Below are 20,623 nucleotides of genomic sequence, written 5' to 3' on the forward strand. Positions count from 1 at the left end.
GCTACACCATGAGTGCGGCGGTCAGGTCGGCGCGGATCGCGGCCAGCAGCTCGGCGAGCTGATCGAGCAGGAAGAAGTGCCCGCCGTCGATCTCGTGCAGGGTGAACCCGGCGGCGGTGTGCTCGGCCCAGGCGGCGCTGTGCTCGCCGGCGGCCGCCCGGTCGCGCACGCCGCTGAAGGCGACGATCGGCACCGGCAGCGGCTCGCCGGGCAGGTAGCGGTAGCCGTCCACCCGGCCGAAGTCGGCCCGTAGCTGCGGCAGCAGCAGCTCCACCAGATCGGGGTGGTCCAGCACCTCGACCGGGAGGCCGCCGCCGTCGGCGAGGCGGCGCAGCAGCTCCGCGTCGTCCACCCGGGACAGCCCGTCGAAGAAGCTGGCCGCGGTGACGTGCGGGGCACGGGCGGCGCCGACGTACAGCCGCAGCGGCAGCGGGGCCCCGGTCCGGCGCAGCTCCCGGACCACCTCGAAGGCGACCCGGCCGCCCATCGAGTGGCCGTAGATCGCGTACGGGCGGTCCGCGCGGGAGGCGATGGCGGCGGCCACGTCGGCGATGTCGAAGTGGGGGTCCTCGGCGATCCGGTTCTCCCGGCCGGGCAGCTGGACCGGCAGCACCTCGACGTCCGGGCCGAGCCCTTCCTGCCAGCGCCGGAAGACGCTCGCGCCGCCACCGGCGTAGGGCAGGCAGAACAACCGCACCGGCGCCGGGGGTCGGTTACCGGCGGAGACGAACCAGTTCACACTGGAGAGGATAGGGCTCGACCCGCTCGCCGGGGAGCGGTCAACGCTCGTCGTGGCGCGGGATCGGATCGACCATCGCGTCGAACCCCTTCGGCAGCTGCGCCACCAGGTCCTGGAACTCGCCGACCGTCACCGCCTCGCGCAACGTGGCGATCACCGCGTGGGTGCCGACCTCGGCGACCGCCGGGTCGACGCCGGCCCGCTCGGCCACCTGGCGCAGGAAGGTGACCCCTCCCCCGGTCGAGGCGCCGGCGGTCGGGGCGGCCAGGTAGCCGCCCAGCTCGTCCGGCAACTGCACGGCGAGGTCGTCCGCCTCGCCGGCGGTCACCCGCTCGGCGAGGGTCTGCAGCACCGCGCGGCAGATCGTCGCGGCCTGCCCGGTGGGCAGCTCCGCACGGCGGGACACCGCCTCGACGAATCGGGGAAACCGCACGCCGCCTCCTGTCGTCGCCGCCCGCCCGGGTCGTCGACGACTCCGGTTCGGCGCGTCCGTCGCCGCGGCGAGCGAAGCGCCCCGGGGGCTCCAGCTCGGCGCAGCGAGCTGGAGCCGTCGCCGGTTACCCGCGCCCGTCAGGGGCAAACGGCGCGCCGACCGCCATCGCCCCAGCTCACGAACCGGGTGGTGGCGGTCATTCGGGACACCATCGCCGGTGACACCACGCCATCGGACCTGGTCGGTAGGCTCCGCGCATGGCCCGTACCACGCACCCCGGTGCCTGCCCGCTGGACTGCCCGGACACCTGCGTCTGGCAGCTCACCGTGGAGGACGGCCGGGCCGTCGCCCTGCGGGGCGACCGCGACCACCCGTTCACCCGGGGCGCGCTCTGCGGCAAGGTCAACCGCTACCTCGACGCGGTCAACGGCCCCGACCGGCTGACCACGCCGTACGTGCGGACCGGCCCGAAGGGCGTCGGGCAGCTCTCCTACCGCCCGGCGAGCTGGGCCGAGGCGGTCGACCGGGTGGCCGCCGGTTTACGCACGAGCATCGACCGGGACGGCCCGGAAGCCGTGCTGCCCTACTACTTCGCCGGCACGATGGGGCACGTGCAGGGCTGGAGCATGGGCCCACGGCTCTTCGCGCACCTGGGCGCGTCGCGGCTGGACACCACCATCTGCACCGGCGCCGCGCGGGCCGCCCTGGGCTCGATCTACGGCGGCTCGGTCGGTTTCGAACCCGAGTCGATCGTGGCCGCGAAGCTGATCGTGCTGTGGGGGGCCAACCCGCTCGCCACCAACCTGCACCTGTGGCCGTTCGTGCAGCAGGCCCGGGAGCGCGGCGCGTACCTGGTCACCGTGGACCCGCTGCGCACGGAGACCGCCGCCCGCAGCGACGAGCACATCGCGCTCTTGCCCGGCACCGACGCCGCGTTGGCGCTCGGGCTGATGCGCCACGTCCTCGACGCCGGCGCCGCCGACGAGCGGTGGCTCGCGGCGCACACCGTCGGCTGGCCGGAGCTGGCGGCCCGGCTCGGCGAGTGGCCGGTGGAGCGGGCCGCCGCCGAGTGCGGCCTGCCGGTCGAGGTGATCCACCGCCTCGGCGAGCGGATCGCCACCGCCCGGCCCACCGCGATCCGGGTCGGGCTGGGCCTGCAACGGCACCGCGGCGCGGGCCAGGCGATCCGGGCGATCTGCGCGCTGCCGCTGGTCACCGGGGACTTCCGGTACCCGGGCGGGGGCGCCCTCGTCTCGACCAGCGGGCATCACCCGATCGACGAGGGTCCGGTGGTCCGGCCGCCGGACCTGCCCGCCCCGTCCGCCCGGTCGGTGAACATGAGCCGGCTGGCCGCCGTGCTCACCGGGGAGGCCGACCCGCCGGTGACGTCCCTGGTGGTGTTCAACGCCAACCCGGCCGCCACCGTCCCCGACCAGACCCGGCTGCTCGCCGGCCTGCGCCGCGACGACCTGTTCACCGTCGTGCTGGAGCAGCGCTGGACCGACACCTGCGACTACGCCGACGTAGTGCTGCCGGCCACCATGCAGCCCGAGCACCTGGACCTGCACTCCTCCTACGGCCACCACTACACGACGCTGAACCTGCCGGTGACCCGGGCGCCGGGCGAGGCGCTGCCGAACACCGAGATCTTCCGCCGGATCGCAGCGACGCTGGGCATCGACCATCCCCGGCTGCGGGACAGCGACGAGGACCTGGCCCGGCAGTTGCTGCGCGGCACCCCACTCAGCTTCGAGGAACTGCGCGAGCGGACGTACGCGCGGGCCACCGGGGTGGCGGTCGGCACGGCCCCGTACGCCGACGGCGGCTTCCCCACCCCGGACGGCCGGGCCCGGCTGCACGACCCGGCGCTGGCCCGGCACGAGGTCGATCCGCTGCCCGGCTACACCCCGCCGGCCGAGGCCGCCGACCCGGAGCTGGCCCGCCGGTTCCCGCTGGTCCTCGTCGCCCCGGCCGGCCGGTTCCTGATGAACTCCACCTTCGCCTCGCTGCCCTGGCACCTCCGACGGACCGGGCCACCCCGGGTGCACCTGCACCCGGACGACGCGACGGCGCGCGACCTCGTCGACGGCGACGCCGTACGGGTCCACAACGACCGGGGCGCCTTCCTCGCGGCGGTCGCCGTGGACGACGCGACCCGGCCGGGGCTGGCGTTCACCTACAAGGCGTACTGGGCACGGCTGAGCCCGGGGCGGGCCACCGTCAACGCGGTGACCGCCGTACGGGACACCGACCTCGGTGGCGCCCCGACGTTCCACGACTGCCGGGTCGAGGTCGAGCCGGTACCGGCCGGGCTGCTGGCCGCCGAGCCGCCCCGGGACGGCGAGGCCACGCCGGCCCCACCACCCCGCGACCCTGCGGTCGACCCGACCGGGCCCGCGATTCGACCGCCGGAGTCGGTCCCGGCGGGCTGAGGAAGCGGCGGCCGGGCCGGCAGCCCGAGGAGCCGGGGCCGGGCCGACGGCCAACGCAGGCCGGCGTGGCGGACCCGCCGCCGGTGCCGTCAGCCGACGACCGGGCTGCGTCGTTCGACCAGAACGACGTCCCGCCGGCGACCGTGTTGCCGGGCGACCCGCTCGCGTACGCCGACGGTCCGGAACCCGGCCCGTGCGTGCAGCGCCAGGCTGGCGGTGTTCTCCGGGAACACCCCGGACTGGATGGTCCAGACCCCGCGGTCGGCACGGCCACGCCGGCCGCACCCTGTCGGCGCCGGCCGACGATGATCCGGTTACGGTGGCGGAATGGGTAAGCCGACCCGCTGGGTGACCGAGACCGGGCCCGGGCACTCGCAGTGGTACATCGACCGGTTCCGCCGACTCGCCGCCGAAGGGGCGGACCTGTCCGGTGAGGCGCGGCTGCTGGACGCCATGGTCCGGCCGGGCGCGCGGATCCTGGACGCCGGATGCGGCACCGGCCGGGTCGGCGCCGCCCTCGCCGCTCGGGGCCACCGTGTCGTCGGGGTGGACGCCGACCCGGCCCTGGTCGAGGCGGCCCGCGTCGACCACCCCGGGCCGCGCTGGCTGGTCGGCGACCTCGCCGAACTGGACCTGGCCGCCCAGGGAGAGCCGGAGCCGTTCGACGCCGCCGATTGTGTGGGCAACGTGCTGGCGTTCGTAGCTCCCGGCAGCGAGCGGGCGGTGCTGAGCCGGATCGCGGCGCACCTCCGGCCGGACGGGATCCTGGTGGTCGGCTTCGGCACCGACCGCGGCTACCCGCTCACCGACTTCGACACCGACACGGTGGCGGCCGGCCTCCGGCTGGAGCACCGCTTCGCCACCTGGGACCTGCGCCCCTGGCGGGAGGACGCCGACTTCGCGGTGACCGTGCTGCGCAAGCCCGCGGAGTGACCCGTTCGCCCGGCCGGCGTCCCCGTGCCCGGGCACCGCAGCGTGGTCAGGCCGGGGCGACCGTGCGGGCGGCGGTCGGGTCGAGTGGGCTGCCGGCCGGCACCAGGCTGACCAGGCTCGCCGGCAGCCGGACCGGGCGGACATCGGCGTAGCCGAGCATGCCGAGCACGTCGCCGCCGGGGAGCACGTACCGCCGGCCCAGATCGGTGATCACGCAGAGCGCGCCGCCGGAGGCCCCGGGCGCCGCCGTGGCCTCGACCACCGCGCCCCGGCCGGGCTCGACCACCACCTGGTCGGCGAGCCCACCCCGGCCGGTCTCGGTGCGGGCGGCGGCGGAGAGGTCCGGCGGGATGGCGCCGAGCCGGACGTCGCGTACGCCGGTGTCGTCGCCGGCCCGGACGCAGAGCGCGCCGCCGTCCACGGTGGCCAGCCGGGGCGGCACGGCGGGCGGCGCGGCGGGCCCGGTCGGCACCCGGTCGGGGAGCTTGGGCAGGGCGGCGAACCGACCGAGGGTGATCGGCTTCGGGTCACCCTGGCCGGTCCGGGCGAGCAGCAGCGCGGCCTGAAGCTCGGTGACTCCGGCCAGCCCGCCCCGCTCGGCCACCGCGTACTGGCGACCCCCGCCGGAGTTGCGCACCAGGTAGACGTCGCCGACGGTGGCGCCGGCGACCCGGTCGGAGGGCTCGCCGAGGTCGGGTACCGGGGGCGGGGCCAGGTCGGCGCCGGCCGGCACGGTGTTGAGCAACGCCGCGGCCACCGGCACGGCCCGTTCCCGGGTCGCGGCCAGTGCGGCCAGCACCCGGTCGGTGTCGCGGAGCAGGTAACGCCGGTCGTGCCAGAGCAGGTGCAGGGTGCCGTCCGGGTGGCGCAGCAGCAGCCCCTGCTCGCCGAGGGGCCGGCCGCCGGTGGCGTCCCGCCCGATCAGCAGGGCCGAACGCGCCTCCGCACGCCCCGCCTCGCCGGCGCTGATCGAGCAGACCGTCCACGCCCCGCCGACCAGCCGCGCCGGCGCGGGCAGCGAGTCCGGGGCGTCGGCGATGCCGAGGGGCACTCCGCGCGGCACCCCGTCGATGGAGCGGCGGGAGACCAGCACCGTCTTCGGCTGTTCCGCCCCGATGATCAGCAGCGCGGAGGCGTAGTTGAGCACCGGGTGGAGCCTCTCCTCCCGGTAGACGAACCGCGCGCCGGACTCCTTCTCCACGATCACCGCGGTCGGGTCCCGCCAGGAGCTGCCGCCGCCGGCGAAGAGGCCGTACAGGGCGACGCCGCCGAGCGCGATCACGGCGACCAGCACGCTGGCCAGGCCCGCGCCGGCCAGCCGCCGGAACGGCGACTGCGCGGGGTCGGTCTCCCGCATCACCAGCGCGGCGACCGCCCGCTGGACGGTGAACTGGTACGAGTGGAGCTGGTCCTGCCGCGACGGCATCGCGTCCCTTCCGGTGGATCGTCGGGGCACAGGATATGCGCTGCGTCGATGTCTCGTGGACCCTCCGTGGCAGCGGCCGGTACGGTCACGGTGGCGGCGCGGCAACGCCGAGGGGAGAGACAGCGTGGACAGCAGCGACTGGGACGCGCGGTACGCCGACACACCGGAACTGGTGTGGGGCGTTGAGCCGAACCGGTTCGTCGTCGAGTCGGTCGAGGGACTCACCCCCGGCAGCGCGCTCGACCTGGCGGCCGGCGAGGGACGCAACGCGGTCTGGCTGGCCGAGCGCGGCTGGCGGGTCAGCGCGGTGGACTTCTCGCAGGTGGCCGTCGAGCGGGGACGCGAACTGGCCGCCCACCGGGGGGTGCCGGTCGAGTGGCGGGTCGCGGACGTCACCGCGTACCGGCCGGTGCCCGGCAGCTACGACCTGGTCCTGATCTGTTACCTGCACCTGCCCGCCGAGGAGCGGGCCCGGGTGCTCGACTCGGCGCGCGGCGCGCTGTGCCCCGGCGGCACCCTCGTCGTGGTCGGCCACGACCTGGCCAACCTCACCGGCGGCGTCGGCGGCCCGCAGGACCCGGGGATCCTGCTCACCCCGGAGGCCGTGGTCGACGGGCTGGCGGGGCTGCGGATCGAGCGGGCCGAGACCGCTCGCAGGCCGGTGCCCACCGCCGACGGCGGCAGCGCGGACGCCCTCGACACGCTCGTCGTCGCCACCCGACCCGCCGGCTGATCCGCCCCGGCTGGCAGCCGGTCGGCGCCGGGACGTGGCTGCCGACCGGGCCGCTGGTGCCCGGTTCACGGGCGCAGGATCAGCCGGATCGGGTCGCCCTGCTTGTCCTGCACCCGGCGCACCGCCTCCGGCGCGTCGGCCAGCGCCAGCACGTCGCTGACCGACGCGGACAGGTCGAGCCGGCCCAGCCCGGTGAGCGTCACCAGCTGCCCGACGTGCTCGGCCTCCGAGCCGTAGTGGCCGAGCACCGCCTGCCGGTTGTAGCTGAACCGGCTGTCCGACGGGATGCTGATCGGCTGGTTGGCGATGCCAGCGAGCACCAGCCGGCCGTGCCGGCCGAGCACGGTCATGGCCTGCTCGCGGACCGCGTTGACACCGGCGAAGTCGAACGCGACGTCCAACCCCCGGGTGCCGGTCAACTCCAGCACGGCGTCCTTGAAGCCGTCGTCCTTCGGGTCGAGGGCCACGTCCGCACCGAGGGCGATCGCCCGGTCCCGGGCCGCCCGCAACGGATCCACCGCGATCACCGGGGCCGCGCCGACCAGCAGCAGCAACTGCACCGCGTGCGCGCCCAGCCCGCCGACGCCCCACACCCCGGCCGCCTCCGCGGGCCGTACCCGCGCGGTGTCGGTCACCGCCGCCCACGGGGTGGAGACCGCGTCCGGGATGATGCAGGCCTGCTCGAACGGGAGCAGGTCGGGGACGGGGACCAGGGTGTCCTCGCGAGCCAGGGCGTACTCGGCCCAGCCGCCGTCGTAGTCGACGCCGCGGGTGAGCACCAGGCCGAACCGGTCCCGCTCCCCCGCCTGGAGCAGCACCCGCTGGCCCGGCTGCCAGCCCCGCACCCCCTCGCCGAGCGCGTCCACCGTGCCCGCGACCTCGTGACCGAGGGTCACCACGTCATCGGACAGGTACAGCGGGGTGAGGGTGCCGTCGATCAGGTGCACGTCCGACAGGCACACCCCGGCGGCGGCGACCCGGATCCGTACCTGCCCGCGCCCCGGCTCGGGCACCGGCACCGTCTCCATCCGCAACGCCCGCTCAGCCACGTGCAGCCGCCCGGCCAGCATCTCCGCCACGCTCTGCTCCTTCCGCCAGCTTCCTCCGTACCCGGCGTGGGACGGGCGATACCCGCCGCGACGAAAAAGGGCTGAGCCGCGCGGATCGGCGGGCGGCGCGGCGAAGGGCCGGTAACATCCGGGCACGGAGCGGCGGAGAGGACCCCGGGGTGGCGGCTCGATTCGAGGAACTGGCCTGGCGGGAGACCCCGATCGGCGAGATCAGCCTGCGGCGGCGCCGCGACCCGTCGCTCGACGTCGACGTGTACGAGGTGAAGCTCGACGACGAGTTCCTGATGTCCAGCCTGTTCCCGGTCGCGGAGATCGAACTCGCCCGGCTCGGGCTGGCGCCGCTGGCCGGGGACGCCCTGGACGTGGTGGTGGGCGGTCTGGGGCTCGGCTACACCGCGCGGACCGCGCTGGAGGATCCCCGGGTCCGCTCGATGCTGGTGGTCGAGGCGATCGAGGACGTGATCGACTGGCACCGGCGGGACCTGCTGCCGTTCACCGCCGGGCTGGCCGCCGATCCGCGTACCCGGTTGGTGCGGGCCGACTTCTTCGCGGCCGTCGCCGGCGGCACCGGCCTCGACCCGGAGTCACCGGGGCGGCGGTTCCACGCGGTGCTGCTCGACGTGGACCACTCGCCCCGCCAGGTGCTGCATCCCAGCCACGCCGCCTTCTACACCGTGGACGGGCTGCGCCGGCTCGCCGCGCTGCTGCATCCCGACGGCGTCTTCGCGCTCTGGTCCAACGACCCGCCCGACTCGGCGTTCCAGCGGGTGCTGACCGAGGTGTTCCCGACCTCGGTGGCACACGTCGTCCGCTTCCCCAACCCGCTGCAGGGCCGGGAGGCCGCGAACACCGTCTACGTCGCCCGGCGATGACCGGGCTCGACCTGCGTGGGCGACTCCCCGGCCGGTCGACCGGGAGCCGACCTACGTGGGCGACTCCGCGGTCGGGAGCCGCCCACGAGGGGAGTTCTCGCCCAGGCCGGCGGTGACCGGCCTCAGCGGGCGTCGACGGTGAACGGGACGGTGATCACGTGGCCGTCGGCGAGGCGGAACTGACCCCAGAGCCGGTACCGGCCCGGACGGGGGAAGTCGACGTGCAGGTCGAGATCCGGCCCGTAGGCCTGGCCGGGCAGGGCGAACACCGGCCGGCCGTCGGCGTCCTCGGTCTCGGCGTGCTCGTGGGCGAAGCTGTCCCCCGCCGCCGACATGATCACCACGTGCCCGGCGGCGGCGAGGTACGGCCGCAGCCCGGTCAGCGGCCGGCCGGTGGCCGCGTCGGCGAACCGGTAGGTGAACCGGCTCCGGCCGACCTTCGCGGTCCCGTCCAGGGTCACCCGTACGCCGTCGGCGACCTGCTGCCGCCCGGAGACCGCCGGCAGCTGATGGATGACGTCGGCCGGGTCGCCGACCGCCACGTCGTTCCGCTGCAGCACGTCGGTCAGCTCGCCCCTGCGGCGGAACTCGGTGTGCACGACATACCGGCCCTCGGTGGGGAAGGTGAGCGTGACGTCGAACTCGCCGGGCCGGCCCGCCGGCTGCGGGTGGACGTGCGTGAAGCTGGCCAGGTCGTCCCGGACGGCGATCAGGTGCATCCAGGCTTCGTGGCTGCGGCCGATGTCGCGTACCGGCCGGCCGGTCTCCGCGTCGGTGACCCGGATTCGCACGGTGGTGGGTCGGCCGGGCAGCACCTCGGCGGGCATCCGCAGGTCGACCCGGATCCCGGCCTCCTCGGCGGGCACCGGTTCGGTCTCGGCGGTCATCATGGTGCTCATCGCCGGGCGCATCGGCATGCCGGTGCCCTGCGTCCAGGCCAGCACCCCGTTCATGCCGCGGGCGGCGGCGTCGGTACGGCTCAGCGCGGTGAAGCCGGCGCCCACGGCGAGCGCGAGCGCGGCCACCCCGGCCAGGTACGCCCACCCGCCGACCCGGGCGGCCAGCCGGGGCCGCAGCGCGGCGGCGGTCTCCGGCCGGCGGAAGCGACGCAGCCGTAGCGCGTTGGTCACCACGCTGACCGAGCTCATCGCCATCGCGGCGGCGGCCAGCGACGGGTCGAGCAGGATTCCCCAGGTCGGGTGGAGCACCCCGGCGGCCACCGGAATGAGCAGCACGTTGTAGCCGAACGCCCAGCCGAGCCCCTGCTTGATCGTGGTGACCGTACGGCGGGACAGCGCGATGGCCGAGACGATGCCGCGCAGGTCGCCGCCGACCAGGGTGATGTCGGACGCGGCGATGGCCACGTCGGTGCCGGTGCCGATGGCGATGCCGAGGTCCGCCCCGGCCAGCGCGGGCGCGTCGTTGATGCCGTCGCCGACCATCGCCACCACCGCGCCCCGCTCCCGCAGGGCGGCGACCCGGGCGGCCTTCTCCTCGGGCCGGACGTCGGCGATCACGTGCGCGACGCCGACCTCGCGGGCGACCACCTCGGCGGTGACCCGGTTGTCGCCGGTCAGCATCCACACCTCCAGGCCGAGCGCGCGGAGCTGGGCGACCGCCTCGGCGGCCTCGGGGCGGACGGTGTCGGCCACCCCGAACACGCCGGCGAGCCGGCCGTCGAGCGCCACGTGGACCGGGGTGCCGCCGCGCGCCGCCACCTCGGCCGCCGCGCCCGACAGCGGGGCGACATCGACGCCGTGCTCTCGCAGCAGCGCCGGGTTGCCGATCAGCACCCGGCGGCCGGCCACCTCCGCCTCGACGCCGTGTCCGGGCACCGCCGCGAACGAGTCCGCCGCCGGGACGGCGAGGTCGCGGGAGCGGGCATGCCGGACGATCGCCTCGCCGAGCGGGTGCTCGGAACCGGTCTCGGCTGCCGCCGCGTAGGCCAGCAGCTGGTCGGCGTCGACGCCGGCGGCGGTGTGCACCACGGTGACGTCGGGACGGCCGCGGGTGAGCGTGCCGGTCTTGTCCAGTACTACCGTGGTGATCCGCCGGGCCTGTTCGAGGGCGTCGCCGCCGGAGATGAGGATGCCCAGTTCGGCGGCCTTGCCGGTGCCGACCATGATCGCGGTCGGGGTGGCCAGGCCGAGCGCGCAGGGGCAGGCGATGATGAGCACCGCGATCGCGGTGCCGATGCCGAAGGTCAGCCGCCCGCCGTCGGGTCCGGCGACCGCCCAGACGGCGAAGGTGAGCAGGGCCAGCCCGATCACCGCCGGCACGAACCAGGCGGAGACCACGTCGACCAGCCGCTGCATCGGCGCCTTGCCGCCCTGGGCCTCGCGGACCAGTCGGATGATCTGGGCGAGGGTGGTGTCCTGCCCCACCGCGGTGGCCCGGAACACCACCGAGCCGGTCCGGTTGACGGTGGAGCCGATGACCGCGTCGCCGACCGTCTTCGACACCGGCATGCTCTCGCCGGTCAGCATGCTCTCGTCCACCGTGGACGCGCCCTCGGTGACCGTGCCGTCCACCGGCACCTGCTCGCCCGGGCGAACCCGGACCAGGTCACCGACCGCGACGGCGTCCACCGGCACCTCGGTCTCGACGCCGTCGCGCAGCACCCGGGCGGTCCGGGGCCGCAGCCCGAGCAGCGCGCCGATCGCCGCGCCGGTCTGCCGCCGGGCCCGGGCCTCCATCCACCGGCCGGTCAACACCAGCGCGATGACCACCACGGAGATCTCGAAGTAGACGTGCAACGGCAGGCCGAGCCGTTCGGCCACCGCCGGCCAGAGCGTGACGAAGGCGCTGTAGGCGTACGCGACGGTGGTGCCGAGGGCGACCAGGGTGTGCATGTTGACGCCGCCGTGCCGGGCCGCCGCCCAGGCCGCCCGGTAGAACGGCCGGCCGGCCCCGAACTGCACCACGGTCGCGACGACCAGCAGCGCCGGCATCAGCCAGTCCATCGCGTCGATGGACAGCGGCAGGTACATCAGCACCATCATCGACAGACCGGTGGCCAGGGTGAGCTGCCATGTCCGCTTGAGCCGGGTGACCTCCCGTTCCTCGGCCCGGACGCGTTCGGCGTCGTCATCCGCCGCGCCGTGGGTGGGGGCGTCCGGCCGGCGCGGCTCGTCGGCGGGGACGGCGGCCGTGTAGCCGGCCCGCTCCACCGCCGCGGTCAGCGCCGGCGGGCTCACCCGGGCCGGGTCGTAGACCACGGTCGCCGTCTCGGTCGCCAGGTTGACCTCGGCCCGGTCCACGCCGTCCACCCGGCTGAGCGCCCGCTCCACCCGCCGCACGCAGGACGCACAGGTCATCCCGCCGATGTCCAGCGTGCCGGAGGCGACCGTCGGTGTCGTCATAGCACTGCTCCTCTCGTACCGGGCGTCGCAGCCGCCCACTGGTCCGGCCGCCTTCGCCGGCCGGTGACGCCACGCTCCCGGCCGCCGCTGTCCGCCCGCTGTCCGCGACCCGTCGGCCCGGCTGGGCGTACGCGACAGGGCGCGGACAGCGCCCGCCGGCACGGTTCGAGTTGTCGGGCCGCCACTCCGGTGGCCCACCGAACGAAGGAGCGAACCGTGCACCAGCTCGTGCTCTCCGTGCCGGACATCAGCTGCGGCCGCTGCGTCGAGGCCATCCGGGAGGAGGTGGGCCTGGTCGCCGGGGTCCGCGCCGTGGCGGTGGACCTGACGACGCGCACCGTCCGGGTCGACGGTGACGCCGACCGGGCCGCCGTCGTGGCGGCCATCGGCGAGGCCGGCCACCAGGTCGCCTGAGCGGAACAGGACACGGACCGATGGACCTGGACACCGTGGTCGTCGGCGGCGGCCAGGCCGGGCTGGCGCTCGGCCACCACCTGCGCCGCGCCGGCGTACCCTTCGCGATCCTCGACGCGCACGCCCGGGTGGGTGACGCCTGGCGGCGGCGCTGGGATTCGCTGACCCTGTTCACCCCACGACGGTTCTCCGCCCTGCCGGGCCTGCCGTTCCCCGGCGACCCGGACGGGCACCCCGGCAAGGACGAGGTGGCCGGCTACCTCGCCACGTACGCCGCGCACTTCGACCTGCCGGTCCGGCTCGGCTGCCGGGTCACCTCGGTCCGTCCCGGCACGGCGGGTGGGTTCACCGTCGACACGTCGACCGGGACGCTGCACGCCCGGCGGGTGGTGGTGGCCGCCGGGGCGTTCCACACACCCTGGGTGCCGGAGGTGAGCGGCCGGCTCGCCCCGGGGACCACCCAGCTGCACAGCAGCGCGTACCGGAACCCGGAGCAACTGCCCGGACCGGTCGTGGCGGTGGTCGGCGGCGGGAACACCGGCGTCCAGATCGCCGCCGAACTCGCCGACCACGGCCGGCGGGTGGTCCTGGCCGCCCCGGCCATCGGCCCGGTGCTGCCGCAACGGTGGCTCGGTCGGGACATCTTCTGGTGGTTCTCCCGGCTGGGCACCATGCGGCTGAGCGGCGACAGCCGGCTGGGTGGGCGGATCGCGGCCCAGAACCCGATCATCGGCGGCGACGTGAGCGGCCTGCTGCGGCGGGTGGACCGGGTCGGCCGGGTGGTGGACGCCGAGGGGGACGCCCTGCTGCTGGCCGACGGCGGGCGCCGGCGGGTGGACGCGGTGGTCTGGGCCACCGGGTTCCGCCCCCGTTACCCCTGGCTGGAGGTACCGGTGCTGGACCCGTCCGGCGCGCCGGCGCAGCGGGAGGGCGTGACCGACTGGCCCGGGCTGTACTTCCTCGGCCTGCCCTGGCAGCGCACCCGCGGCTCGGCGGTGCTGGGCTGGGTCGGCCGGGACGCCGAGGTGCTGGCGGCGCGGCTGGCCGAGGATCGGCGGCCAGCGCCGGCGGTCGCGGCCTGACCCGGCCCACCGGCCCGGGACCCGGATTCCTGGTCGCCGCAAACCCCTGGCCCACGCGCAGGTCCGGCTGGCCCGGGCGGCGGGCACTCCGCCGTTCGGCCAGGCCGGCCAGGGTTGACCGCGACGTAGCATGGGCCAGCCCGGGCAACCGCCCGGCGATCGGGGCGGGGCCAGGGCCGACGCCGCAGCGGGCGGGAGTTCGATGAGCCGGGACAGCGGGCCCACGGTGAGCTTCGGGGTGCTCGGCACCATCGAGCTCCGGGTGGCCGACCGCCCCGCCGCGCCGCTCGCCCCGGCGGTTCGGGCCCTGCTGGCCCGCCTGGTCCTCGCCCCGGGCCGGGTGGTCTCCGCCGACGCGCTGGCCGACGCGCTCTGGGGCGACCAGCTCCCGGCCGACGCCACGAATGCACTGCAACTGCGGGTGTCCAAGCTGCGGCGCGCACTGGCCGGCGCCGGGGCGGGCGGCGACCTGCTGGTCACCCGCGCTCCCGGCTACCAGCTCGCCGTCGCGCCCGACGCGGTGGACGCGTACCGCTTCGAACGGCTGCTGGAGCGGGCCCGCACCGCGCCCACCGGCGACGGACCCGCCGCCCTGGCCTGCTACGACGAGGCGCTGCGGTTGTGGCGCGGGCCGGCCCTGGCCGACGTCGGCGACGCCGACTGGGCGCTGGCCGAGACCGCCCGCCTGGCGGAGCTGCGCCTGGGCGCGGTGGAGGACCGTCTCGAACTGCTGCTGGCGGCCGGCCGGCAGGCCGAGGCGGTCGCCGACCTGGAACGCCTGGTCGTCGCCCACCCGCTGCGCGAACGGCTGCACCGACTGCTGATGCTGGCGCTCTACCGGGGCGGGCGGCAGGCTGAGGCGATCACCGCGTACCACGCGCTGCGCCACCGCCTCGCCGACGAACTGGGCATCGACCCCGCGCCCGAACTGCAGGCGCTCGCCGAGGCGATCCTGAGGCAACAGGTGCCCGCCCCCACGCCGGCGCCCGCCCCGCCGGCGGCGAGCCCGGTCGACCGAGCCGGCCCGGCGCGGATCCGGACCGCACCGGCCCCCCGGGCGTCGCAGCGGGAGGATCTGCCCCGGCGGCTCTCCTCGGTCGTCGGCCGCCAGAACGACGTACACCGGGTGCTGGACCGGCTGCGCGAGGCGCGGGTGGTGACGCTGACCGGCCCCGGCGGCGTCGGCAAGACCACCCTGGCGCTGGAGGCGGCACGCCAGGTCGACGACACCCTGGCCGACCGGCTGCATCTGGTGCGCCTGGCCGCCGTGCCGACCGGGGCGGATCTTCCCGAGGCGGTCGCCGGTCAGCTCGGCGTGGCCGCCGGCGGGCCGGGAGCGGCCGCGACCGCGGCGCTGGTCGGCTGGCTGGGCGCCGACCGGGCGCTGCTGGTGGTCGACAACTGCGAGCACGTCATCGACGAGGTGGCGGAACTGGTCGAGCGGCTGGTCGCGGCCTGCCCGGCGCTGACCGTACTCACCACCAGCCGGGAGGCCCTCGCCGTACCCGGGGAGACCCAGCTCTCGGTGCCGCCGCTCGGCGTACCCGACGGCCCGGCCGACCTGGCGCGACTCGGCGACAGCCCGGCGGTGACGCTGTTCGTCGACCGGGCGCGGGCGGTCCGCCCCGGGTTCGTCCTCGACGAGTCGGCCGCGCCGATCGTGGCGGACATCTGCCGCCAACTCGACGGCATGCCGCTGGCCATCGAGCTGGCCGCCGCCCGGGTGAAGGCGCTGCCGCCGGTGGAGATCGCGGCCCGGCTGCACGACCGCTTCGCGCTGCTCACGGCGGGAGCGCGGACCAGCGAGGCCCGGCACCGGACGCTGCGGGCCACCCTCGACTGGAGCCACGACCTGCTGACCGACGCCGAGCGTCGGCTGCTGCGCCGGCTGGCGGTGTTCGGGGGCGGCTGGGACCTGACCGCCGCCGAGCGGGTCTGCGCCTTCGCCGGCCTCGCCACGGACGAGGTCCTGGACCTGCTCTTCCGCCTGGTCGACCGCTCCCTCGTGGTGCCCGACCCGGCCACCGGGCGGTTCCGGCTGCTGGTCACCATCCGGGAGTACGCCGCCGCCCGGCTCGCCGAGGCCGGTGAGACCGCGGCGGCCCGCGACCGGCACCTCACCCACTTCACCGAGCTGGCCGAACGGTACGGCCCGCAGGTGCGCTCCGACGCCGACGCCTGGTCCCGGATGACCGAGGAGCACGACAACTTCGGGGCCGCCGTCGACCGCTGCCTCGACCGGACCGACGGGATCGACGCCGGCCTGCGGCTGACCGACGCGCTCTTCCTGTTCTGGAACTACGGCCCCCGGTACGAGGGGATCCGGGCCCTGACCGCGCTGCTCGCCACCGGCGGGGGCGCACCCGCCGCGCGGGCCGTCGCGTTGCAGCGCATCGGCACACTCGGCGTCTACTACCCCACGGCACAGACCCGGGCCGCCGCCCGGGAGAGCCTGGCCGAGTTCGAGCGGCTCGGTGACCCGGTCAACACCGCCACCTCACGGCTCGTCGTCGCCTGGGAGGGCCAGTACGACGGTGACCCGGACCGGTATCGGGCGATGGTCGTGCAGGCCCGCCGCGAGATGGGCGACACCGACGACCCCTGGTGGCACGGGACGGTCTGCTACGTGGAGGCCCTGCTGGACCTGCGCACGGGCGACTTCGCGCGGTCCGCCGAGCAGTGGCGCCGCAGCCTCGACCTGATCCGGCAGGCCGGGGACCGTCTCCTGCCGGCCGGGATCCTGGCGCACCTCGGCATCGCGCTGCGCGAGGCGGGCCGGCACGACGAGGCGATCGGCGTCCTCGAGGAGGCGGCGGCGGAGTCGCGGCGCAACCCCTCCCCGCACGCGCTGGCCTTCACCCTCGTCCAGCTGGCACACACCCGGCTGGACCGGGGCGAGGTCGACGGCGTACCGGCGATGCTCGCCGAGGCGGCCGACACCGCCCGGCGCAGCGCCAACCCGCGCTGCCAGGCCTGGGCGGCCTGGGGCCGGGCCCGGATCGCGTACGCCGACGGCGACGCGGCCACCGCGACCGACGAGTGCCGCCGGGCCGTGGAGCTCCTTGAGGAACGCGAGTTCCCGTGGGCCCGGCGCCGGCTCCGGTCGTTGACCGCCGAGCTGGCGTCCGCGAGCGGGCGGGGGCCGCAGGCCGATTCGGCCCGGTGGCCGGCCGGCCCGGCGACGGCGGATCCGGAGCACGCCGGACGGTAACCGGACGGCGGCTCGCGTCGCCCCGGCGGGGGCCCGGTCCACGGCCTAGGCGGGATGGCGGCACTTCGGGCCGGCGGGGCAGATCGCGAGGCCGGCCCGGTCCAGGGCGGCCGGGTCGATGTCGCCGCCCACCCGTAGCAGGCCCGCGTCGCCGTCGAACTCCAGCGACACCACCCCGGGCAGGTCGCTCACCCGCCGGCTGACCACGCGCACGCACCGCCGGCAGATCCCGGGCGGCAGGGCCACCGTCACCACGCCCGTCCGGTCGTTCCGTTCCACCATGCCGCCAGCCTGGCCGGGGCCGCTGGCGGTGGCCTGTCCATCCGCTGTCCGCATCGGCCGGATCGACAGCCAGTGTCCGGACAGCGCGACCCGCGACTCTCCTCCTGTCACCGAACCGCGATTGACCGAGGAGTCGTCATGAACCACCTGCTCGCCGCCGACCTGATCCGGCTGGAGCACGCCGAGCTGGTCCGCCGGCTGGGCCGCGACCGGCACGCCGCCACCACCCGGGCGGCACGGACGCTGCGCCGCCGGACAACCCGCTGAGCCCCGCCCCGACCCATCGCAACAGGAGATTCCCGATGACCACGACCACCTTGAAGGCGACCCAGCCGGCCTCGACCACCGTCGCGGTGCAGGCCCGGGACGTCGTACGGACCTTCGGGCGCGGCGCCGCCGCCGTCCGCGCCCTCGACGGCGCCACGGTGTCCATCCCGGCCGGCCGGTTCACCGCGATCATGGGTCCGTCCGGGTCCGGCAAGTCCACGCTCATGCACGCACTGGCCGGACTCGACAGCGTTGACGCCGGGCAGATCCTGCTCGGCGGGACGGACCTCGGCCAGCTCGGCGAGCGGCAGCGCACCCTGTTGCGCCGGGACCGGATCGGCTTCGTCTTCCAGTCCTTCAACCTGGTGCCGACCCTGACCGCGCGGGAGAACATCGTCCTGCCGCTCACCCTGGCCGGCCGCCGCCCCGACCCGGAGCGCCTGGCCCAGCTGGTGGCCACCCTCGGGCTGACGGACCGGATACGGCACCGACCCGGCGAACTCTCCGGCGGGCAGCAGCAACGGGTCGCGGTGGCCCGGGCGCTGATCACCCGTCCCGAGATCGTGTTCGCCGACGAGCCGACCGGCAACCTGGACTCGCAGGCGGCCGAGGCACTGCTCGGCTTCCTGCGGCAGGCCGTGGACGACCTGGGACAGACCATCGTGATGGTCACCCACGACCCGCACGCCGCCGCGTACGCCGACCGGGTGGTGTTCCTCGCCGACGGCCGGATCGACGGCGAACTCGACGCACCGACCGTGCCGGCCGTCCTGTCCCGCATGGCGCGCCTGACCGCGCCCGCCACCACCGGAGCGAACTGACATGTGGCGCCTGACTCTGCGTACCACCCTGGCCCGGCGGGCCCGGCTGGCCCTGACCCTGCTCGCGGTCGTCCTCGGCGTCACCTTCGCCACCGGCGGCCTGATCCTCACCGACACCTCCACCCGGCTGCTCGACGACCAGTTCCGCACCGCGAGCGCCGGCGTCGACCTGACCGTGCGGGACGCGGTCGCCTTCGACTCGGCGATGGGCGTCGAGGTCGCCCGGGACCCGCTCCCGGCCGACCTGCCGGCGCGGATCGCCGCGATGTCCGGGGTGGCCGCCGCCCGGCCGCTGGTCCGCGGCCAGGGCCTGCTGGAGGTGGCCGGCGCGGCGGTCGTGCCGAGCGGCGCGTCCCTGCTGGCATCGTGGGAGCCCGCACCGGCGGGCTCGTTCACCGTCCGCAGCGGCCGGCCTCCGGCCGCCGACGACGAGGTGGTCCTCGACGAGGACACCGCACGCGGTCACCGCGTCCGGCTCGGCGACACGGTCACCGTCCGGGCGGCCGACACCGCCCGGTTCCGGGTGGTCGGCCTGGCCGGGTTCGGTGACCGGGGCGGCCTGCCCAACAGCACGGTCGCCCTGGTCACCCTCCCGTCGGCGCAACGCCTGCTCCGGCTCGGCGCCGGTGTCTCCGAGGTGGCGGTCGTCGCCGCGCCCGGTGTCGCCCCCGACGAACTGCGCGACCGGGTCAGCGCCGCCGTCGGTGCCGACTACGAGGTCGCCACGAGCCGGGACATCGCCGCGGCCGGTGCGGCGGCCGCCCGCGACCAGCTGAGCTGGCTGCAGCTCGTGCTGCTCGCCCTGGCCGGTGCCGCCCTGCTGGTCGGCGCGTTCCTGATCGCCAACACGTTCTCCATCGTGGTCACCCAGCGGACCCGGGAACTCGCCCTGCTCCGGGCCGCCGGCGCGACCGGCGGGCAGGTGCTGCGCTCGGTGCTCGGCGAGGCGCTGCTGGTCGGGCTGACCGCCTCGACCGCCGGGCTCGCCCTCGGGGTCGCCGCGGCCACCGGCATCCGGAGCCTGGCCGGGGCGTTCGGCGTACCGCTGCCGGCGGGCGGGCTGGTGCTGACCGGCCGTACCGTGCTGGTCGCCTTCGCGATCGGCGTCCTCGTCACGGTCGGTTCGGCCGTCGGGCCGGCCCGCCGCGCGGCCGCGGTGGCGCCGGTGGCGGCGCTGCGCGAGGCGGCCGCCGTCCGCACCGGACGGGTCCGGGCCGTCGCCGGTGCGCTGGCCGCCGTCGCGGGCCTGGCCGCCACCGCGGCGGTGCTCGCCGCGGACGCCCCGGTCCCGCTGCTCGGCGTGGCCGCGCTGGGTGCCGTCGTCGGCCTCGCGCTGCTCGGGCCGTCGATCGCCCCCGCCCTCGTACGCCTCGTCGGCCGGCCGCTGGCCGCCGCCGGCGTGCCCGGCCGGCTGGCCACCGACTCGGCGGCCCGTACCCCGCGCCGGACCGCGGCGACCGCCCTGGCGCTGGCCCTGGGGCTCGCCCTGATCAGCTTCATGGCCGTCCTCGGCACCTCGGTCAGGAGTTCGGTCCGGCAGACCTACGCCGAGGTGATCACCGCCGACCACATGGTGGAGAGCGCCCGCAACGAGATGCTCGGCGGCCTCTCCCCCGCGGTGTACGACCGGGTCAGCCGGCTGCCCGAGGTGGCGGTCGCGTCCCGGCTGCGCTACGGCCACTGGCGGGACGGGGAGACGACGCAGGCCCTCACCGCCGTGGACCCGGCGACGCTGCCCCGGGTGGCGTCTCTGCACCTCACCGCCGGAAACCTGGCGGCGCTCTCCGGCGGCGGGATCGTGCTGGCCGAGCACGTGGCCCGGGACCGGGGCCTGGCCGTCGGGGACGAGCTGCCCATGACCTTCTCCCGTACGGGCACCCGCACGCTGCCCGTCGTCGGGGTGCTGCGCGACGGCGACGCCCGGGCGCTGGCCACCGACTACCTCATCGCGCTGGACACCTTCGCCCGGAACTACAGCGAGGAGATGGACGCGAGTGTGCTGATCCGCACCGCCGACGGGACGGGCCGGGCCGCCGCCGAGCGGGCCATCAGGGCGGCGCTGGCCGACACCCCGACCGCGCAACTACGCGACCAGGCCGCGGCGGTCGCCGGCCGGACCCAGATGATCGACCAGGTGCTCGGCCTGGTGACGGTGCTGCTGATGCTGGCCGTGCTGATCGCCCTGCTGGGCATCACCAACACCCTCGCCCTGTCGATCACCGAGCGCACCGCCGAGATCGGGCTGCTCCGCGCGGTGGGGATGACCCGCCGGCAGCTGGGCTGGATGATCCGGGCCGAGGCGGTGCTGGTCGCCGCGCTGGCCAGCGTGCTGGGGATCGTGCTGGGAGTCGGCTTCGCCGCCGCCACGGTCCGCGCGCTGGGCCGCGACGCCCCGACCGTGCTGGCGGTGCCGGCCGGCCGGCTGCTCGTGGTGCTGGCCGTCGCCCTCGCGGCCGGCCTGCTCGCCGGCCTGTTGCCCGCCCGCCGCGCTGCCCGGCTGGACGTTCTCGCCGCCATCGGCACGCCCTGACTGTCGCCCCGAAGCC

General features: G+C 76.2%; 16 protein-coding genes and 1 pseudogene. 10 read left to right on the forward strand and 7 right to left on the reverse strand.

Going from position 1 to position 20,623, the window contains the following annotated elements; genetic code table 11:
* Window position 1: 1 nt before the first annotated feature.
* Window positions 2-739 (reverse strand): thioesterase II family protein, encoded by a 738-nt coding sequence (locus ACIRG9_RS07075; protein ID WP_402851396.1) that lies wholly within the window; start codon window positions 737-739, stop codon window positions 2-4.
* Between the two features lie 40 nt (window positions 740-779).
* A complete protein-coding gene (locus tag ACIRG9_RS07080; RefSeq protein WP_402851399.1) occupies window positions 780-1,172 on the reverse strand; it encodes a DUF2267 domain-containing protein in 393 nt (130 codons plus the stop codon).
* Between the two features lie 257 nt (window positions 1,173-1,429).
* Between ACIRG9_RS07080 and ACIRG9_RS07085 the strand changes: the two genes are divergently transcribed.
* Entirely contained in the window at window positions 1,430-3,604 is a 2,175-nt protein-coding gene (locus ACIRG9_RS07085) for a molybdopterin-dependent oxidoreductase (RefSeq protein ID WP_402851402.1), read from the forward strand.
* Between the two features lie 89 nt (window positions 3,605-3,693).
* On the opposite strand, the pseudogene ACIRG9_RS07090 reads toward ACIRG9_RS07085, so the two are convergent.
* Window positions 3,694-3,861: pseudogene (locus ACIRG9_RS07090) on the reverse strand (GNAT family N-acetyltransferase); the annotation flags it as partial.
* Window positions 3,862-3,931: 70 nt separating this feature from the next.
* Between ACIRG9_RS07090 and ACIRG9_RS07095 the strand changes: the two are divergent.
* Entirely contained in the window at window positions 3,932-4,537 is a 606-nt protein-coding gene (locus ACIRG9_RS07095) for a class I SAM-dependent methyltransferase (protein WP_402851405.1), read from the forward strand.
* 46 nt (window positions 4,538-4,583) lie between these two features.
* Here the strand turns inward: ACIRG9_RS07095 and eccB are convergent, their stop codons facing one another.
* A complete protein-coding gene (eccB, locus tag ACIRG9_RS07100) occupies window positions 4,584-5,963 on the reverse strand; it encodes a type VII secretion protein EccB (RefSeq protein ID WP_402851408.1) in 1,380 nt (459 codons plus the stop codon).
* A gap of 124 nt (window positions 5,964-6,087) precedes the next feature.
* Between eccB and ACIRG9_RS07105 the strand changes: the two genes are divergently transcribed.
* Window positions 6,088-6,696 carry a class I SAM-dependent methyltransferase gene (locus ACIRG9_RS07105; protein WP_402851411.1) on the forward strand — a complete coding sequence of 203 codons (609 nt, stop codon included), beginning with the start codon at window positions 6,088-6,090 and terminating at the stop codon, window positions 6,694-6,696.
* A 65-nt stretch (window positions 6,697-6,761) separates the two neighbouring features.
* Here ACIRG9_RS07105 and ACIRG9_RS07110 read toward each other — a convergent pair whose 3' ends face one another.
* The gene (locus tag ACIRG9_RS07110) at window positions 6,762-7,766 is read right to left on the reverse strand and encodes a zinc-binding dehydrogenase (RefSeq protein WP_402851906.1); all 1,005 of its coding nucleotides are present in this window, start codon (window positions 7,764-7,766) and stop codon (window positions 6,762-6,764) included.
* A 158-nt stretch (window positions 7,767-7,924) separates the two neighbouring features.
* On the opposite strand from ACIRG9_RS07110, the gene ACIRG9_RS07115 reads away from it, so the two are divergent.
* Complete coding sequence (locus ACIRG9_RS07115; RefSeq protein WP_402851414.1) at window positions 7,925-8,638, forward strand: spermidine synthase; 714 nt, start codon at window positions 7,925-7,927, stop codon at window positions 8,636-8,638.
* A gap of 122 nt (window positions 8,639-8,760) precedes the next feature.
* Here the strand turns inward: ACIRG9_RS07115 and ACIRG9_RS07120 are convergent, their stop codons facing one another.
* A complete protein-coding gene (locus ACIRG9_RS07120; RefSeq protein WP_402851417.1) occupies window positions 8,761-12,000 on the reverse strand; it encodes a heavy metal translocating P-type ATPase in 3,240 nt (1,079 codons plus the stop codon).
* 216 nt (window positions 12,001-12,216) lie between these two features.
* Between ACIRG9_RS07120 and ACIRG9_RS07125 the strand changes: the two genes are divergently transcribed.
* The 3 genes from ACIRG9_RS07125 to ACIRG9_RS07135 all read left to right on the forward strand — a co-directional run bounded on the left by ACIRG9_RS07125 (window position 12,217) and on the right by ACIRG9_RS07135 (window position 16,707).
* Window positions 12,217-12,414, forward strand: a complete 198-nt coding sequence (locus tag ACIRG9_RS07125) for a heavy-metal-associated domain-containing protein (protein ID WP_402851419.1) — start codon at window positions 12,217-12,219, stop codon at window positions 12,412-12,414.
* A gap of 20 nt (window positions 12,415-12,434) precedes the next feature.
* Window positions 12,435-13,496 (forward strand): flavin-containing monooxygenase, encoded by a 1,062-nt coding sequence (locus ACIRG9_RS07130; RefSeq protein ID WP_402851422.1) that lies wholly within the window; start codon window positions 12,435-12,437, stop codon window positions 13,494-13,496.
* A gap of 202 nt (window positions 13,497-13,698) precedes the next feature.
* Window positions 13,699-16,707, forward strand: coding sequence for an AfsR/SARP family transcriptional regulator (locus tag ACIRG9_RS07135; RefSeq protein ID WP_402851425.1), 3,009 nt, complete (start codon window positions 13,699-13,701; stop codon window positions 16,705-16,707).
* A gap of 45 nt (window positions 16,708-16,752) precedes the next feature.
* Here ACIRG9_RS07135 and ACIRG9_RS07140 read toward each other — a convergent pair whose 3' ends face one another.
* The gene (locus ACIRG9_RS07140) at window positions 16,753-16,989 is read right to left on the reverse strand and encodes a cation transporter (protein WP_402851428.1); all 237 of its coding nucleotides are present in this window, start codon (window positions 16,987-16,989) and stop codon (window positions 16,753-16,755) included.
* Between the two features lie 138 nt (window positions 16,990-17,127).
* On the opposite strand from ACIRG9_RS07140, the gene ACIRG9_RS07145 reads away from it, so the two are divergent.
* The 3 genes from ACIRG9_RS07145 to ACIRG9_RS07155 are packed head-to-tail and all read left to right on the forward strand — an operon-like array spanning window position 17,128 to window position 20,607.
* Complete coding sequence (locus ACIRG9_RS07145; protein ID WP_402851431.1) at window positions 17,128-17,256, forward strand: hypothetical protein; 129 nt, start codon at window positions 17,128-17,130, stop codon at window positions 17,254-17,256.
* A 35-nt stretch (window positions 17,257-17,291) separates the two neighbouring features.
* Window positions 17,292-18,077 (forward strand): ABC transporter ATP-binding protein, encoded by a 786-nt coding sequence (locus ACIRG9_RS07150; RefSeq protein ID WP_402851434.1) that lies wholly within the window; start codon window positions 17,292-17,294, stop codon window positions 18,075-18,077.
* Between the two features lies 1 nt (window position 18,078).
* Window positions 18,079-20,607: an FtsX-like permease family protein gene (locus tag ACIRG9_RS07155; protein ID WP_402851436.1), complete on the forward strand. Its 2,529-nt coding sequence runs from the start codon at window positions 18,079-18,081 to the stop codon at window positions 20,605-20,607.
* The last annotated feature ends 16 nt before the right edge of the window (window positions 20,608-20,623 follow it).

This window comes from Micromonospora sp. NPDC093277, from assembly GCF_044765245.1.
Lineage (GTDB): Bacteria > Actinomycetota > Actinomycetes > Mycobacteriales > Micromonosporaceae > Micromonospora.